We start from the raw sequence: 14,703 nt of genomic DNA on the forward strand, positions 1-14,703 counted from the left end.
GTGCGAATTGTTCCAGAAACTGACTTGTCTCGCGGCGGTTCCTCCGAGACTATGGCCTATGCCAAGCCTGTTAGCTCCTCCTGTGCTTCCTTGAACTGCAGTTGCCATGTTAGTAATCCCGTTACTCGTATTGTATCCCTGACGGATTGGGGTAACTACTCGTCGCAATGCATTATATAAGCTGTCCACTCTGCGCAACGAGTTCACATCCCCACCGAGACCGTGTATCCAATCGACGCCCCGCGTTTGCTGGCCGTAGGAAAGTGAACGACTCGTGAACAGAGCCGTAAGTGCTGTAAGCAGCATTATCCTGGATCGAGTTAAGATTTTCATCCTTAAATTAGTTTTGATTTACGACAATGTTCATTTTCGAGTAGAAAACCTGTTTGGTTACCTTCGTCCGCAAACCCGTCCTTGGATCTTCGTCAAAGGTTTCACTAATGATTTTCGAAACCTGATTCCCTTCCTCTGGAGAGGAGTAAAATATACTGGATTTGTAAAGCAGCTTATCAGTGCTGCTTTCGAGTAACTTTTCTCCCAACAGCCTGTGTCTGTCAAAATCATAATATTGCACTGCCATTTTGCTTAGGCTCTCCCCCTGAGCATCAACCTCGCCACTGAATTTTGAAAGATCGAATGTTATCTCGGTAACGGCCCCATTGGCCTTCACAACGGCACCCTTCTCCTGGGCAGTTTTAAGAATTTGAGATTCTGTTATAAGGGGATGTCCGATGATCTCGTTCGAAATCGAATTGTCGCCACCTTTACTTTCAAGCACCTTAACCACCAGTTTATCGAATCGGCCTGCTTTGAACATTGAATTTCCGACTTCTTCCCCTTTTGAATTGTAAAATGTAGCTACATTATTCCTGACAACTGTTCTGTTTGACAGCACAGACTCGGAAGCTCTTTTTCTTACCGTCGGAGGTAAAAGATCTAATCGTTGCGGGGAAAGCGGCTGTATCGTAAGTTCGTAAGAACCATCGCCATTAATCTGAAAATTGACTTTCTGTCTTTCGATTCTTGGTTGCAACCCGATTTCTGCGAAAACAATGTCGGATTTGGCCGCCTTCGAATCACGAGACTCAATTCGTCCTATTGAGACCGTTTCAACTTCGTAGTCAGCTTTAAAAACTGGTTCCCCAGAAAGTCGAGCCGCTCGCTTGCCTTCGTCGGGACTGCTTCGCGTCTCGCTTAGCAGCTGCTTGTCGCAACCACTCAACAACACCGACAATGCACCACAAAAACTCAGGAAAACCGGCCACGCCGATCTACGTACCTGATAGGAAGTTGTTCTCATACCCATTCGTTTAATTTGTAGAATAAATATTTATCGGTTACAAATTAAATCACAATTGAACTATGCTTATCTTGTTATAAAACATCACTTATGGTTGTTGTTCGACAACATTTTGGCTTGTTGTAGCACAAGAAACTAAGCATTACACTTCGCAATATTTATGAAAGACTCTAAACCTCTTACGTTGCTTTTCGACGCTTTACAATCGGAGGCTTTCGCCGATTTGAAGCAGGAATTTTCTTCACTGACTAGTCCTTATCGAGTTAGAAAGGGGCGTATTCTTGTGGATGTCGGACAAATAAACGATCACATTTACTTTATTCATTCCGGAGTTATACGCACCTACTATCACATCGGAGGGGAGGACGTGACATCCCGTTTGGTCGCCGATGGTGATATGGCATGCGTCGCAGAAAGCTTTTTTCTGAGGCAGAAATCTTATGAAGCAATCGAGACGTTAGAGGACTGTTTGATTTATTCAGTTTCATATGCGGAGTATAAAATGTTAGCGGAAAGACATGTTTTGATTTCCAATTTGATAGTGAGAATATTGGAGCAACGGTTGGTCAACTTTAGTGAACGTATTAAATTGTTTAAGTCTCTGACGGTCGAAAAGCGCATCGAATCATACCTAGGTCAGCCCAATTCATTGTTCCGCCGTATCCCAGATCACTATATCGCATCTTACCTTGGGACAACTCCCGCAACATTCAGCCGCTGCCTGAAACTGTTGTTACGGGATAAGCCATCTCAGTTGCCTGTATTGACGGTCAATACGATAATTAACATCTTGGCTGGTGACCTCCTGCTTTGAAGCAACCACTAAGAACACCAAGCATGGATGAATATGCGGAGTCGTGCTATCGGATCTTCCATTACTTTTTGGTTAATCAATCGCGCAACAACTCTTCACTCGCCACGGTTGATAGGGACTTGGGAAGTATTCCAGTTAATCCTTTTAGTGACACACATCGCGGGAAGTTCGCGGGAAAACGATGGCCACAACCGGTCCTAATTCAGTTACACCAATGCTTTCACTCGGAATGGCCAAAAATTGATAGTCGTTGTGCGATACGATCATGAAACAGCGGCAAAACTTGGGATCTGACCGTGCAAACAACTCTCCCTTCGTCACCCACATTGCCAGACATATTGGCTCTTAGTTGAGTGTACACTATGAATCAGAATGATATGCTTGTCTTCTAAAGCAGTGAAAAAATGACGTTTTTAAACGAAAAAAGCGCCCTTTGAGGCGCTTTAGGTGATCCAGCTGTAGCCCTCGTATAGCGAAGCTTCACCTGATCTAGCTGCTAACATGATATTGCTGGCGCGAAGTCTGCTACCCTTAGAAACGTTTAGGATGGTTGTCGGAGCTTTCCGGTTTTAGTAAACAACCGATCTCTTACCAGTCCTACATTTTCGCTGATGCGCGATTTCCTTACGCGACAATAACGCATCGTGGTCCGGATATTTCTGTGACCAAGCATCTTGCTTACGTCTTCTAAGGGCACGCCGTTGTTCAGCATCATATCTGCAAAGAAATGCCTGGCATCATGAGTATCTAGTTTTCTGATACTTCCCGTGATGTCACGAATATCACAGATGTCCGCTAACTCCTTCAAATAGGTGTTGTATCGGAAATTGCTGTTCACTGGGATCAGCTTATCGTGGGCCACGCAATAGGGATGGGACTTATACTTTTGAATCAGCTCCTCGACAATTGGCAGTATCGGTACCATTTCGCCAACCTGTGTTTTCCCGCGTTTCCGGACAAGCCATCTTTCCCTCTTTGGGCCAACAAGTGTTATGCTATCCCGTGTGAGTCCGTAGATGTCCTGATAGGCAAAGCCGGTGAAGCACTGAAAAATAAAGGCGTCTCGCACTTCAACTAGCCGTTCAACATGCAATTTCTTTCGATGAATTCTTTCAACCTGTTCAAACTCTAACGGAATCACCTCAACATCACCGCCCGAGCATTTAAAACCTTCCATCGGGTTGCGTGTTATGAAATCCTTCTTGACACCGATTTTTACTATCTGCCTGGTCCATTTCACGTCCTTGCGAGCAGATACCTCAGCGAGCGGTTTGGGCTTGTGAAGCGTCAGGTATTCGTAGAGCTCTTCGGCAAACAGACCAGATAACTCTGAAAAATTCAGGTCAGATGCTTTGTACTGAAACTTGATGAAAGCTGTAACATGTCTTTTAAGTTTTCGCCAATGTCGCAGTGTGTTGTCCGAACGCATTCCACGCTCGACCATTAATTCGAATTTCTCGATGTGTTCGTCGAAAGCTTGAAGCAGGGTCTGCTGCTTCTTCGATCCTGGCTGGGGAGCATCGACTTTGTCTTCGACCGGTTTGCCTTTGTAGACGTTTTTGAGCATCGTAGGCGTGATACATTCAAACTGCGATTGCAGCACCATGAATTGGGATGTCAGCGAGGCGCGCGCCTGATCAATAGCAATGTTGATCAGTTTGGCTTCCATGCCTGACGCAGTAACCTTTTTGGTTTGGTTGCACCAGTCATAGGGGTGCACTTTTTTGCCGAGGGAGATTTCGTCATCGAGGCCGTCGATGGTAATCCGGACATAGATCGGCGCTTTGCCGTCTTTGGTTGCTTTGGCTTTGAATAGCCAGAAGAGGATCGAAAGTTTCTGATTGCTTTTCATCCTTCACATTTTTAAGTGATCTAATGTTCCCTGCGGGGACTTCCCGCAGGCGACGCATCGATTTCCTCAAAACCACATCACACAAGCTATTTTCGAAAATTCGGTTACCTAATTTAGAAAATGAGATAGGTAACCGAAACGGTAACCGAATCGGATAGGTTACTTTGATCAGGAATGACTCAGAAATTTTGAAACAAGCTGATTATCAGAACAATTTAAAACAAAAAAGCGCCCTTTGAGGCGCTTTAAGTGATCCCGCTGGAATCATATCTCTCAAAGCAACATATTGCTTATCAGTAAGTTAAAGCCTGCTCAAATGCGTACTCACCGAATCACTCACCAATTTCTGCTGTCGGATTGCAATTGGGACAAAAGTAGCAATTTTTTAGCATCTTCTGCTGCGAACAAGAACGACATCGACGGACGTTACAATAAAATTAGGTTCCCTGCGATCACGATTCCTACGTTCGTAGTATACATCGCGTAAATCCCGTTTTCGGAAGAATTAGCCCCAAAACCAGTTGTGTGAAAACTCTTCAATATAACTGCAAAGTCCTTTAATGGGACTTATTCCTGATTGGTTTCAGTGGCACGGTAATCATACAATGGTGCCGCACTACTGCCGGTGAACATTTGGCATAGCATTGCCATTTCGCAATGCTTATTAAAATGCCGCCCTTGCCTTCAATTCCCTAAGACTAGATCCGGCACTTACAAGTTTTAAATGAACCAGATGAATACATTAGCTGATACGACAGAACTGATCGAGACCACGACGAGTCTTTTGATGGGAAACGAAGCTTCGCTTACGCCGCAAAGGGGTATCGAAATAATCGATCAGTGGATCGGGCGGCTATCCGAAAGTGAAACTACTCAGTCCATTGCCGGTGATTTGCAAATACTGAAATCGTTGCTTGCCGGGAGTCCGGTAAATGCGGACGCCATTATGGATCAAATGAAATTGGTGGCTGGCAAAGTCTTGCTGATCGCTCCGGAATTAGGCGCCGAGGGCGAAATGCCTTCGTTGCTCGCAGCGTTGGCGACTGCGCTGAGAATGGGAAGTGAATAGAAGCAAATCAATCAAACTAAAACAACAAAGCTATGTCAAACGACAAAAATGCCCCAAAAGGAGACAAGAAAAAGCCAGCCAAGAACCTCAAAGAAAAGCGCGCTGACAAAAAGGAGAAACGCGACAGTAAAAGCAAGGGCGATTGATACATCTCACACACAAGATCAGCTACACCTACGACCGGCCGGTTTTTCTTTCTCCCCATTTGATCAGGCTTGCGGCCTACGCACATTCGCACATTATTCCCGAATCCTATTCTTTGAACTTACTCCCTGCGCATCAGATACACTGGCAGCAGGATGTGTATGGAAACAAAGTGGCACGTGTCGATTTTGATGGAACAATGGAAACAATGTCGGTGGAAGTCAAACTGCGCGCCAGGCTTGAGCAGTACAATCCATTTGATTTCCTGATCGACCCGCACGCCCGGCAGTTTCCTTTTTTGTATCCGCCACCCATACATAAAGCATTGCTGCCTTATCTGAGAATCAGCGAGGAAAGCCGGGCACTTTCGGAGTTCGAGGCAAGCGCCAGCGGCTTTCATGGGGAAATTATTCAATTCCTGGTGCAGCTCAACAAAAAGGTATTTGATCAGATCCGCTACATCCGGCGCATAGAAGAAGGCGTGCAGACGTGCGAGCAAACATTACAAACCCGCGCTGGCTCGTGCCGCGACTCGGCCTGGCTGCTGGTCCAGCTACTGCGCCGGCTCGGGCTGGCCAGTCGCTTTGTGTCCGGGTATCTTGTTCAGCTCGGTACCCCGACCGGCGACATCGCGGATTTACATGCATGGGCGGAGGTTTTCATTCCGGGTGCCGGCTGGATCGGACTGGACACGACCTCCGGGCTTTTCACCAGTGAAGGCCACATTGCGCTCGCCGTAGGCCCCGCGCCACAGGACGTTATGCCGGTCGACGGAACCACGGACCGTTGCGTTTCTACCATGCATTACCAAACTGCCGTGGCCAGAATGTGACCTAATAGCGCGGATGATCTTTTAATAGTTGAGATCCGCGCCAAAACTTAAAGTTACCAAATATGATTCTCGAGAATAAACTACCACTGCGATACTTGATCGGCATTGTAAAATATGAGCTTACCGCCGTCCTGATATTGAGTCTGATCACCCATTTCGGCGCCTTCCGGCTTACCGACTTCCTGCCCGACATGCCGCTGGCCATTCCGGCTTTTCTGGGGACGTCCATTTCGGTTCTCTTGTCATTTAAAATGAACCAATCGTACGACAGGTGGTGGGAAGCTAGAAAAATCTGGGGTGCTATTACCAACGATTCGCGAAGCCTGATCATGCAGCTGCTGGCTTTTGTGACGCACGATCATGATGGAATCGTAAAACGGATCGCCTACCGGCAGGCAGCATGGGGATATACGCTTGGGCGCTCCCTGCGAGGAAATGACCCACTCGCTAACCTGCAACACCTCATCGACGCTGATGATCAACACAAGATCCTGGCACACACCAACAAACCTTTGGCAATATTGCAGCTTACGGTGCAGGACATCAGTGCAATGCGCGCAATGGATGCATTGGACGTGCATGCACATATTCACCTTCAGGAGACAGTCATCCGGCTGACGGATTCCATGGGCGGCGCAGAGCGCATCAACCGGACCGTATTTCCCTCGACATACCGGCTAATCCTGCACTTGATCATTTACCTGTTTGTGATCACACTCACAATTTCGCTTAATAGCATTAACAATTTGCTCGTCATTCCGCTGCTGATGCTGATTTCCGCCAGCTTTTTCTGCATCGAAAAGATCGCGTACCATTTACAAGACCCATTTAAAAATAGCCCAAGTGATATCCCCATCACGGAAATCGCCAAAAATATAGAAGTCAACACGCGGCAATTGCTGGGTGAAGAAGTGAAGGCGACAGAGTCGAATACGGAAAGCTATTTTGTTATGTAAATGTTTTGTGCAAATAAAACTGATGTAACACTCGTGTAAGCCCCGTAATAATTAGCTATACTGGTGATAAAACGTTATCTTCCTGAATGGAAAACAAACATGTGATAGGATCAGTTGTGTCGTTGTTAACGGACGCTGATAAGCGGTTACGGATTTTGAACTACTTGAAGCGAATTTACTACTGCGAAGAAATTGGGGACTTGGATCACAAAATGCTGGCCTATTTCGAGCGGGAGTTGATTCCGGTGCCGGCCAGGTAACACCGTTGCGGATTTGGATAAATGAATGGGAGGCCTCGGTCTCCTTTTTTGTTTTATAATGGATGAGTACAGGGCTAAAACAAAAAATCCTCCATAGGGAGGATTCTCTTGCTTAGTATGTTTGGCCGCTTAGATAATTGTTACATTAACCGCATTCAGACCTTTTCTACCTTCTTCTACTTCATAAGACACACTGTCATTTTCACGGATATCGTCGTTCAGACCAGTTGTGTGTACAAAAATATCGCTTCCGCCATTTTCCGGAGCAATGAAACCGAATCCTTTGGTGTCATTAAAAAACTTAACCGTTCCTCTATTCATAACTTTATTTTAAAATATTTATCAAATGTAAAATAAAATTTTGTCAACAAAAAACAAATGGACTGTTTTTTAAAATAATATTTTATTTTGCCCTAAAAACACCTATCTTCCTTAATCACCAGCTATCCGCAACGTCAACAATGCAAAACCTGCTTGAAATACATTTGAATCCTGACATTTTCGGTGTCCGTGAGCATTGTCTCGAAAAGTTGCGCCATCACCATTTGCAGCGCCTCGATACCTTGTTGGGCCATTATCCTGCTTTGATTTCCGGAGCTTTTTTTCTGCGATCTACCTCACGGAATGGTATCGCTTTCAGCTTCCCCGAGGATGAAGCCGGTGACAAGAAAGTAGTTGCGTGGTCGCGCATCTCGGAAGGCAAAGAATTTTTATGCGCTATGAATCTGGACCAGGAAAAACACGCCTTCGTGTATGTTACTGTGGACGATACGATGCACCTGATAGACAGCTCTATGCGTTGTCTGTTTGCTTCTGACCTGAGTCCGGCCGAATTGAATATTGAGGTTAGAAACGGGAAAGCGATCCGCCTGACTATCCCTCCTCACGCATTGGTGATTTATTCCTGACAGTATTCAGCAAATTCAGGTTAGACATTATCCTCATCCGCTAACAATTGCTTCAATTTTACGACGTTGTCGATCCCTAATTTAGCGAAAATGGCTGCTTTAAAGGTGCTGATCGTAGAGATGTGCAAACCCGTGTGCTCTGCGATGCCCGATGTTGTCAGACCCTGAACAAGTAGTTTGGCAACCTCTCTCTGGCGTGGGGTCAAAAGATCTTGCTTTCGGGATGTCTTGTAATTTTCGATCAGGTAACGGAACAAGGATTTCAGATGGTCGTCGCTGAGATAAGTCCCGCCTGCATTCACTGTGAGCACGCAGCTGACGAGTTCGGTCAGGTCTTTATGCTTCGATATATAGCCTTTTACGCCATTCTTGAGATAATCAATAGCCGCTTCGGCCCTGAGCTCTTCCCCGTACAAAATAATGTGGGCATTAGGGTACGTGTTTCTGAGCTCTGTCACAGGATTATACTCTTCCTCTTCAAAGTCGGAATTGATTACCAAAATAAAAAGACCGGACGAAAGGCCAGGCTCGGATCCGGTCAGCTCATTGACGGTTTTCGCTTGGGCGATGGACCACTGCGGGAATTCGGCTGTCAACAAGGCGGCCAAACCTTGACGGGATACGGGATAGGTATCAACAATTATAATAGCTCTGGCATCGGCCCCTGAAAGTTCGGTCATGGTCAAAGGTAGGCCGAAAGCTGAGCGTGTCAAGGTTTTATTATCCCGCACCGGCGAAATCCGGTAACCCAGGTTGTGAGGGCCTGTTTTATTTTTGAGCACCTTGCCCAGCTCATGTAAATTTTGACCAGAAATCCCGCATCAGAAATGACTTTAAGTGCCTCGCACAGTGTGCTACGATTTATTTATCGTATTTATTTTACACGAAATTCAAACAAATTGGAATATTTAACGTTCTGATAACGAAAGGCTTCCTGACACTACGCTGGTAAAACTCTGTTCTCTCATCTGGTCCTTCGCCAACGAGTTTAAACCAGACCAACATGGAAAAGATCAGATTTGCCTCCCCCCATAAAAGCCAGTTTTTCCCTACACTTAAAAAGCGGGTTGACGCCTATTTCACCGAAAACGATAAGACCCGGTACGCCAACAAAACCATGGTTGTCAAAACCGTGGTGCTGCTTTCAGCCTACATTCTGCCTTTTTTCGCCATTTTGATCTTCACGCCGCCATTCTGGGTCAGTATGCTGTTATGGCTGGTGATGGGCGCGGGCATTTCCGGCATTGGAATGAGTATCATGCACGATGCTAACCATGGCGCATTTTCAAATAATCCGGTGGTGAATAAATGGCTGGGGTATACCATTAACCTGGCGGGTGCCGGTGTAACAAACTGGAAATTACAGCACAATATCCTGCACCATACCTATACAAACGTCGCCAATCTGGACGAAGACATCAAAGACCGCGGCGTGATCAAACTTTCGCCGCATGAAAAGACAGGGCCGCTGCACCGCTTTCAATGGCTGTATGCATTTTTCTTTTATGGCATCCTTACCTTGTATTGGGTGTTGTTAAAAGATTTTATCCAGTATGTTCATTTTATCAAGTCGGGCGTAAACCGTCAGACCAGGGCTGAGAACACCGAAATGCTGCTGGGGTTGATCCTGATGAAAGTCATTTATCTGAGTATCTTTTTTGCCATCCCGGTTTTTGTTTTTCATTTGCCCTTTTTAGAAATACTGGCGGGTTTTTTACTCATGCATTTTGCTGCCGGACTGGTGCTGACGGTTATATTCCAGCTGGCACATTCAGTAGAAGGTACTGAGCACCCGCTGCCCAACGATGCGGGGGTTATAGAAAAAGATTGGGCAATCCACCAGCTGGAAACGACCGTCAACTTCTCGCCCCGCAACAAATGGCTGAGCTGGTACATCGGCGGACTGAATTTTCAGATTGAACACCACCTGTTCCCCAAAATCTGCCACGTGCATTATCCCAGGATCGCCCCGATTGTAAAAAAAACGGCGGCCGAATTCGGGCTGACCTATCTTGAAAACAAATCATTTGCTTCCGCACTTAGATCGCACATCGCAAGTCTCAAACGCTTTGGCGCGCCGAGCTTCAATGAGGCGATCGTCTGATAGGCGTGTCGACTAGGTGCCGGACCGGGGCACGCTTTTAGTATAATATAACGCCGCTGTTATCACCAGCTTTAACAAGCTCCTACATGCGGCACCTCATTTTCAATTATTTCAATGGAAAGTCAACGACAATGGTCGTCCCTGTTCGAAAATATAGGGAGCGATCATTCAGGCCCGGATTTACTGTTCCGGCATCTACCAATGGGCATTTGCTTTTGCGATGCTACCGGGACAATCACTTACGGCAATGCCATGTCGCAAGTGCTTTGGGGCGCAGAGGGCATTCCGTCACAGAAATTCTGTGGTTCTCACCGTCTTTTAAATGCCGACGGCTCATTGTTGCTTTTTGAAGATTCGCCCGTTGCTATCTGCCTTAGAGAAAACCGTCCGGTTGCGGGTTTTGACCTTACTATGGAGCGGCGCGACGGTTCGGTGACCAATGTCAGCTCCAATGTGTCCCCAGTTTATAACAATGCCGGTGATCTGCTCGGGGCAGTTAATTGTTTCCACGAAAACACGAGCCAAAATGCGGCCCAGCAAGCGCTTAGCAGAAAAACTTTTGAGTTGCAGGAGTACATCGACAATGCTTCTATAGGTCTGCATTGGGTCGACCATCAGGGCATTATCAAATGGGCAAACCAGGCGGAGCTTGACATGCTGGGCTACACGCGTGAAGAATATGTAGGGCATCATATTTCAACTTTCCATCTGCACCTTGACAAAATCAATGATATTCTCAGGCGCTTGCAAGAGGACGAGGTCCTGAATCAATACGAATCGGAAATGGTCTGTAAAGACGGAAGCATCCGTGTTGTACACATCAGTTCGAGTGTTTTTCGTCAGGACGGCCAGTTTGTTCACACCCGATGTTTCACCGTTGATGTAACAACCGTCAAACAGGCCGAATTGCAACTCATGGCCGACCAGCTACAAATTATGAATAAAAAGCTCGAAAAGTCGAACAAGGAGTTGCAGGATTTTGCCTATGTGGCCAGCCATGATTTGCAGGAACCTTTACGTAAAATAACCGCGCTCGGCACATTGCTTGTTAACAGGCATTCTCATGCGCTTAGCCCGGATGGAACAAACCTGGTGATCAGAATGCAGGCCGCATCCAATCGCATGAATATTTTGATCGAGGACTTGCTGCACTTGTCGCAAGTGTCCAGTGTGAAAGAGAAGACGCGCGTTAATCTGCACGAAGAAATCAATGGGGTTTTGATGGATCTGGAATCGGCGATCACGGCAAAAGGTGCCGAGATACATCTGGAAGATCTTTATCCAATGAATGGATATGCTCCGCAAATCAGGCAGCTATTTCAGAATTTAATCGGGAATGCATTAAAATTCAGCCGTCCAGGAGCAGCGGTAGTTGTTCGTATATCCTCGCAGCTTGTAAGGGGCGCTGATAGTGGTTTCCGTTTGTTTGGGCTGGAAGCCGAAAAACAGTTCCAGCTGATTGAAATCAAAGACAACGGTATAGGTTTCGAACCAAAATATGCACAAGATATCTTCGAGGTATTTCGGCGTTTGAACGGCAAACACGAATTCGCTGGAACTGGGATCGGCTTATCTATTGTGAAGAAAGTTATCGAAAATCACCAAGGCCATATCCTTGCAGAGGGGCGCAAAGGGGATGGCGCGACATTTCGGATATTGCTGCCAACGTTGGAATAAATTCTCTTCTATCACTTTCCTACGGCAAGACCTCCGACGGGGCGCGGCCAAACTCCTTCTTGAAAGCATATGAGAAGTGAGACAAGTCTTCGAAACCCACTTCAAGGTAGACATCGCTTGGTTTACGGCTTTGCCGGTTGATTTGAAAATAAGCTTCTTCCAACCGTTTCTTTTTGAGCCAGTTTCCGGGATTGGTACCAAAGGTTTTCTGAAAATCCCTCTTAAAAGAAGACAAGCTTCTGCCCGTCAGGAATGCAAAGCGTTCCAGGCTGATGTTGAACCGGAAGTTATGGTTCATAAAGGCCGTCAGGTCGATCTTGGCAGGATTGGCAAAGTTGAAGACGATACCGGCCATTTCCGGGTCTGCTTTCAGGATAATCATCAGTAATTCCTCCCGTTTGATATCGGCAAATGCCTCGTCGAGCTCCATATTTCCCGTATAATAAGGTTCGAGCGAATGGATGTAGTGCTCGATCAGTTTGTTTTTTCCAAGAAAAAGAAAGGAATCGTCCGTATGCGACGGCTGCGTCTGAGAAGGATGCCGCTCCAAAAATGTTCTCAGGAACGGTTCGTCAAACGTGATGATGATCTTTTCGAATTGGTTGTCGTCCTTGTACTTGGTGTATCGGATCAGATGGTTCTTCCTGGCGATACAATAATCCCCAGGAAGAATCTGATAATGCTTGTTTCCATCGAATGCCTTCATCGATCCCCGCAGCAGATACAGGAAGAAGTGCTCGGGAATAAATTGCTCCGGTGATATTTCCGGGCCGATTTGACAGGACAGGATGTTGTTAACTTTCAATGTATCAGCTTTTGATGCCTGCAAATTTACCGATTAAATAGCGAATCGATACTGGCCAGAAGCGCCTCTTCCTTCGACCGCGGATGCCAGTCGAGCGTCGTCACCGCCTTTTGATTGGACATCCGAACGTAGTATGCTTTTCCGGTTGGCTCCATGCCGGCAACTTGGGATGCAAGCGACGGCCTGTGCCGTTTGATGAGTTGCGCCACGTCGTAAAAACTCATAGCGCCATCGGAGGTCGCAAGGAACCGCTCTCCATTCGCCTGCGGATGCAGCATGGCCCGGATATGGAGGTCCGCCACATCCCGCACATCCACCACGCCAAATGTAAATGCCGGGCTTTCGGTGATTTGGCCGGCCACAATCCCTTTGATGATCGTGTCCAGGGATGCCGATGAAATATCGCCCAATACCGGCCCGAAAATTCCCACCGGATTGATAACGGACAATTCCATTTCGCCGCCCTCGCGCTCCATAAACTGCCAGGAAGCCTTTTCCGCAATGGTTTTCGACTTGATGTAGGGCATGATCGGCGCATGCTCGTCTGTCCAGTCGGCCTCGGTGAAAATGTGGTTTTCGATGTCCGTACTATAACCGATCGCGGCAAATGAAGACGTGAGCACAACCCTTTTTACGCCGGCATCCCTGGCTGCTTTCAACACGCGCAAGGAACCGTCCCTGGCGGGGATGATGAGCTCATTTTCATCTGTTGGCTGCTCGGCCGGAAAAGGGGAGGCTATGTGCAGTACATAATCACAGTTTTTCGTAGCCCCATCCCAACCGGTGTCCGCACTCAGATCGGCCTCGTAAAATGATAAATTGTCGGGGTTGGTCAGCCCGCCCTCGTTCAGCGCACGGATAATGCTTTCTTTTCTGCTGAAAGAACGAATGGTCGTTTTGACGGTGTAGCCCTGCCGGAGCAGTTGCAAGATCGTATGGACGGCCAGGAACCCAGTCCCGCCCGTCACCAATACTGTTTTATCCATGATTTGATTGTTAAAAAATAAACTTTGTACCCGTTACCATTTCTGCATAATCCCAAAGCTGCCGTGCCAGGTCCTGATCGTTCATGGCCGGCGTGGAATGCTTTGACAAAGCGGGATAGCCGGCATACTCGTTGGGGCCGTCGGGGCCGATGAATTCGCCGCCCCGAATGGAGCTGTCGGTGGCCGCAAACAGGCTTGGCAGCGCACCCTGCCATGGTTCCATCACTACTTCGTATTGTGCGAACATGCCGGGAAGCACTTCGCTGTCGATATGCCTTTGCAGGTCTGTGCGGGTAACGCCGGGGTGTGCAGCCACAGACAGGATAGGACTGTTGCTGGCTTTCATCCTGCGGTCCATTTCATAGGTAAACAGGATATCGGCCAATTTGCTGATCGCGTATTCGCGCCAGGGGTCGTAGGACTTTTCGATCTTCAAATTGCCGAAATCAACTCCGGAGGCCAGCGTTGCAGCACCGCTGGACAGTATTACCACCCGGGCGTTTCCAGCCGCCTGCAATAGGGGGAACAAATGTGCCGTGAGGGCAAAATGCCCCAGGAAATTGACACCGAACTGCAATTCAAAGCCCTGGTCTGTTTTGGATGCCGGTGGGATCATCACACCTGCATTGTTGACAAGAATGTCTAAATGACGGTGAGTTTCGCTGAAATTGTCGGCAAAGCGTTTGACTTCGTCAAGGCTTGCGAGGTTCAGTAAGCCAATTTCCAGGCCGCCCGCCTTTCCGGTTTCAGTCGTAATCCTTTCTATTGCCGACACAGATTTTTCAATGTCCCTGGCGGCTACCGTCACACTCGCTCCCTTGTCGTGCAGGGCCTTGGCTACCTCATATCCGATCCCGGTGTTAGCCCCCGTAACTATTGCTATTTTACCTGTTAAATCAGGTATATCATTTGATGTCCACATTGCTTGGCCGTTTTTTTATGCAAAATTCGGTAATCGGGTAACCTAGCAATTTGTTGTGAAGTCCAATTTTACTT

14 protein-coding genes are annotated in these 14,703 nt (G+C 47.2%); 7 read left to right on the forward strand and 7 right to left on the reverse strand.

The genetic code is table 11. The features are described 5' to 3' along the window. Nucleotides 1–340 precede the first annotated feature (340 nt). Nucleotides 341–1,300: a hypothetical protein gene (locus tag DFER_RS04385; RefSeq protein ID WP_143828662.1), complete on the reverse strand. Its 960-nt coding sequence runs from the start codon at nt 1,298–1,300 to the stop codon at nt 341–343. 160 nt (nt 1,301–1,460) lie between these two features. On the opposite strand from DFER_RS04385, the gene DFER_RS04390 reads away from it, so the two are divergent. Then, nucleotides 1,461–2,114 carry a Crp/Fnr family transcriptional regulator gene (locus DFER_RS04390; RefSeq protein WP_015810397.1) on the forward strand — a complete coding sequence of 218 codons (654 nt, stop codon included), beginning with the start codon at nt 1,461–1,463 and terminating at the stop codon, nt 2,112–2,114. A 541-nt stretch (nt 2,115–2,655) separates the two neighbouring features. Here the strand turns inward: DFER_RS04390 and DFER_RS04395 are convergent. Then, on the reverse strand, nt 2,656–3,966 hold the full coding sequence (locus tag DFER_RS04395; protein ID WP_015810398.1) for a site-specific integrase: 1,311 nt from the start codon (nt 3,964–3,966) through the stop codon (nt 2,656–2,658). A 733-nt stretch (nt 3,967–4,699) separates the two neighbouring features. Here DFER_RS04395 and DFER_RS04400 point away from each other — a divergent pair. The 3 genes from DFER_RS04400 to DFER_RS04410 all read left to right on the forward strand — a co-directional run bounded on the left by DFER_RS04400 (nt 4,700) and on the right by DFER_RS04410 (nt 6,967). Continuing rightward, a complete protein-coding gene (locus DFER_RS04400) occupies nt 4,700–5,035 on the forward strand; it encodes a hypothetical protein (protein WP_143828663.1) in 336 nt (111 codons plus the stop codon). Between the two features lie 142 nt (nt 5,036–5,177). Continuing rightward, nucleotides 5,178–6,011: a transglutaminase family protein gene (locus tag DFER_RS04405; protein WP_015810400.1), complete on the forward strand. Its 834-nt coding sequence runs from the start codon at nt 5,178–5,180 to the stop codon at nt 6,009–6,011. Nucleotides 6,012–6,106: 95 nt separating this feature from the next. After that, complete coding sequence (locus DFER_RS04410; protein WP_222837305.1) at nt 6,107–6,967, forward strand: bestrophin family protein; 861 nt, start codon at nt 6,107–6,109, stop codon at nt 6,965–6,967. A gap of 389 nt (nt 6,968–7,356) precedes the next feature. Here DFER_RS04410 and DFER_RS04415 read toward each other — a convergent pair whose 3' ends face one another. Beyond that, nucleotides 7,357–7,548 carry a cold-shock protein gene (locus tag DFER_RS04415; protein ID WP_015810403.1) on the reverse strand — a complete coding sequence of 64 codons (192 nt, stop codon included), beginning with the start codon at nt 7,546–7,548 and terminating at the stop codon, nt 7,357–7,359. Nucleotides 7,549–7,688: 140 nt separating this feature from the next. Here DFER_RS04415 and DFER_RS04420 point away from each other — a divergent pair, with 140 nt between their 5' ends. Next, complete coding sequence (locus tag DFER_RS04420) at nt 7,689–8,135, forward strand: hypothetical protein (RefSeq protein ID WP_041734741.1); 447 nt, start codon at nt 7,689–7,691, stop codon at nt 8,133–8,135. Between the two features lie 20 nt (nt 8,136–8,155). Here DFER_RS04420 and DFER_RS29070 read toward each other — a convergent pair whose 3' ends face one another. Continuing rightward, nucleotides 8,156–8,815 (reverse strand): response regulator transcription factor, encoded by a 660-nt coding sequence (locus DFER_RS29070; protein WP_015810404.1) that lies wholly within the window; start codon nt 8,813–8,815, stop codon nt 8,156–8,158. Nucleotides 8,816–9,138: 323 nt separating this feature from the next. On the opposite strand from DFER_RS29070, the gene DFER_RS04430 reads away from it, so the two are divergent. Together DFER_RS04430 and DFER_RS29075 are read left to right on the forward strand one after the other, a co-directional pair. Continuing rightward, nucleotides 9,139–10,239 carry a fatty acid desaturase family protein gene (locus DFER_RS04430; protein ID WP_015810405.1) on the forward strand — a complete coding sequence of 367 codons (1,101 nt, stop codon included), beginning with the start codon at nt 9,139–9,141 and terminating at the stop codon, nt 10,237–10,239. 114 nt (nt 10,240–10,353) lie between these two features. Beyond that, nucleotides 10,354–11,916, forward strand: coding sequence for a PAS domain-containing sensor histidine kinase (locus DFER_RS29075; RefSeq protein WP_083769042.1), 1,563 nt, complete (start codon nt 10,354–10,356; stop codon nt 11,914–11,916). A gap of 19 nt (nt 11,917–11,935) precedes the next feature. Here the strand turns inward: DFER_RS29075 and DFER_RS04440 are convergent, their stop codons facing one another. From DFER_RS04440 to DFER_RS04450, 3 genes are read right to left on the reverse strand one after another with little or no spacing between them, the layout of a single operon-like run. Beyond that, nucleotides 11,936–12,721 (reverse strand): helix-turn-helix domain-containing protein, encoded by a 786-nt coding sequence (locus tag DFER_RS04440; protein ID WP_041735886.1) that lies wholly within the window; start codon nt 12,719–12,721, stop codon nt 11,936–11,938. Nucleotides 12,722–12,747: 26 nt separating this feature from the next. Next, entirely contained in the window at nt 12,748–13,707 is a 960-nt protein-coding gene (locus DFER_RS04445; protein WP_015810408.1) for an SDR family oxidoreductase, read from the reverse strand. A gap of 10 nt (nt 13,708–13,717) precedes the next feature. Next, nucleotides 13,718–14,629: an oxidoreductase gene (locus DFER_RS04450; protein ID WP_015810409.1), complete on the reverse strand. Its 912-nt coding sequence runs from the start codon at nt 14,627–14,629 to the stop codon at nt 13,718–13,720. Between the last annotated feature and the right edge of the window lie 74 nt (nt 14,630–14,703).

Source organism: Dyadobacter fermentans DSM 18053 (assembly GCF_000023125.1).
Classification (GTDB): Bacteria; Bacteroidota; Bacteroidia; order Cytophagales; family Spirosomataceae; genus Dyadobacter; species Dyadobacter fermentans.

Coding starts and splice junctions, on each gene's coding strand:
- DFER_RS04385 (WP_143828662.1), bottom strand. CDS start 1,300: ATGAGAACAACTTCCTATCAGGTACGTAGATCGGCGTGGCCGGTTTTC.
- DFER_RS04390 (WP_015810397.1), top strand. CDS start 1,461: ATGAAAGACTCTAAACCTCTTACGTTGCTTTTCGACGCTTTACAATCG.
- DFER_RS04395 (WP_015810398.1), bottom strand. CDS start 3,966: ATGAAAAGCAATCAGAAACTTTCGATCCTCTTCTGGCTATTCAAAGCC.
- DFER_RS04400 (WP_143828663.1), top strand. CDS start 4,700: ATGAATACATTAGCTGATACGACAGAACTGATCGAGACCACGACGAGT.
- DFER_RS04415 (WP_015810403.1), bottom strand. CDS start 7,548: ATGAATAGAGGAACGGTTAAGTTTTTTAATGACACCAAAGGATTCGGT.
- DFER_RS04420 (WP_041734741.1), top strand. CDS start 7,689: ATGCAAAACCTGCTTGAAATACATTTGAATCCTGACATTTTCGGTGTC.
- DFER_RS29070 (WP_015810404.1), bottom strand. CDS start 8,815: ATGACCGAACTTTCAGGGGCCGATGCCAGAGCTATTATAATTGTTGAT.
- DFER_RS04430 (WP_015810405.1), top strand. CDS start 9,139: ATGGAAAAGATCAGATTTGCCTCCCCCCATAAAAGCCAGTTTTTCCCT.
- DFER_RS29075 (WP_083769042.1), top strand. CDS start 10,354: ATGGAAAGTCAACGACAATGGTCGTCCCTGTTCGAAAATATAGGGAGC.
- DFER_RS04445 (WP_015810408.1), bottom strand. CDS start 13,707: ATGGATAAAACAGTATTGGTGACGGGCGGGACTGGGTTCCTGGCCGTC.
- DFER_RS04450 (WP_015810409.1), bottom strand. CDS start 14,629: ATGTGGACATCAAATGATATACCTGATTTAACAGGTAAAATAGCAATA.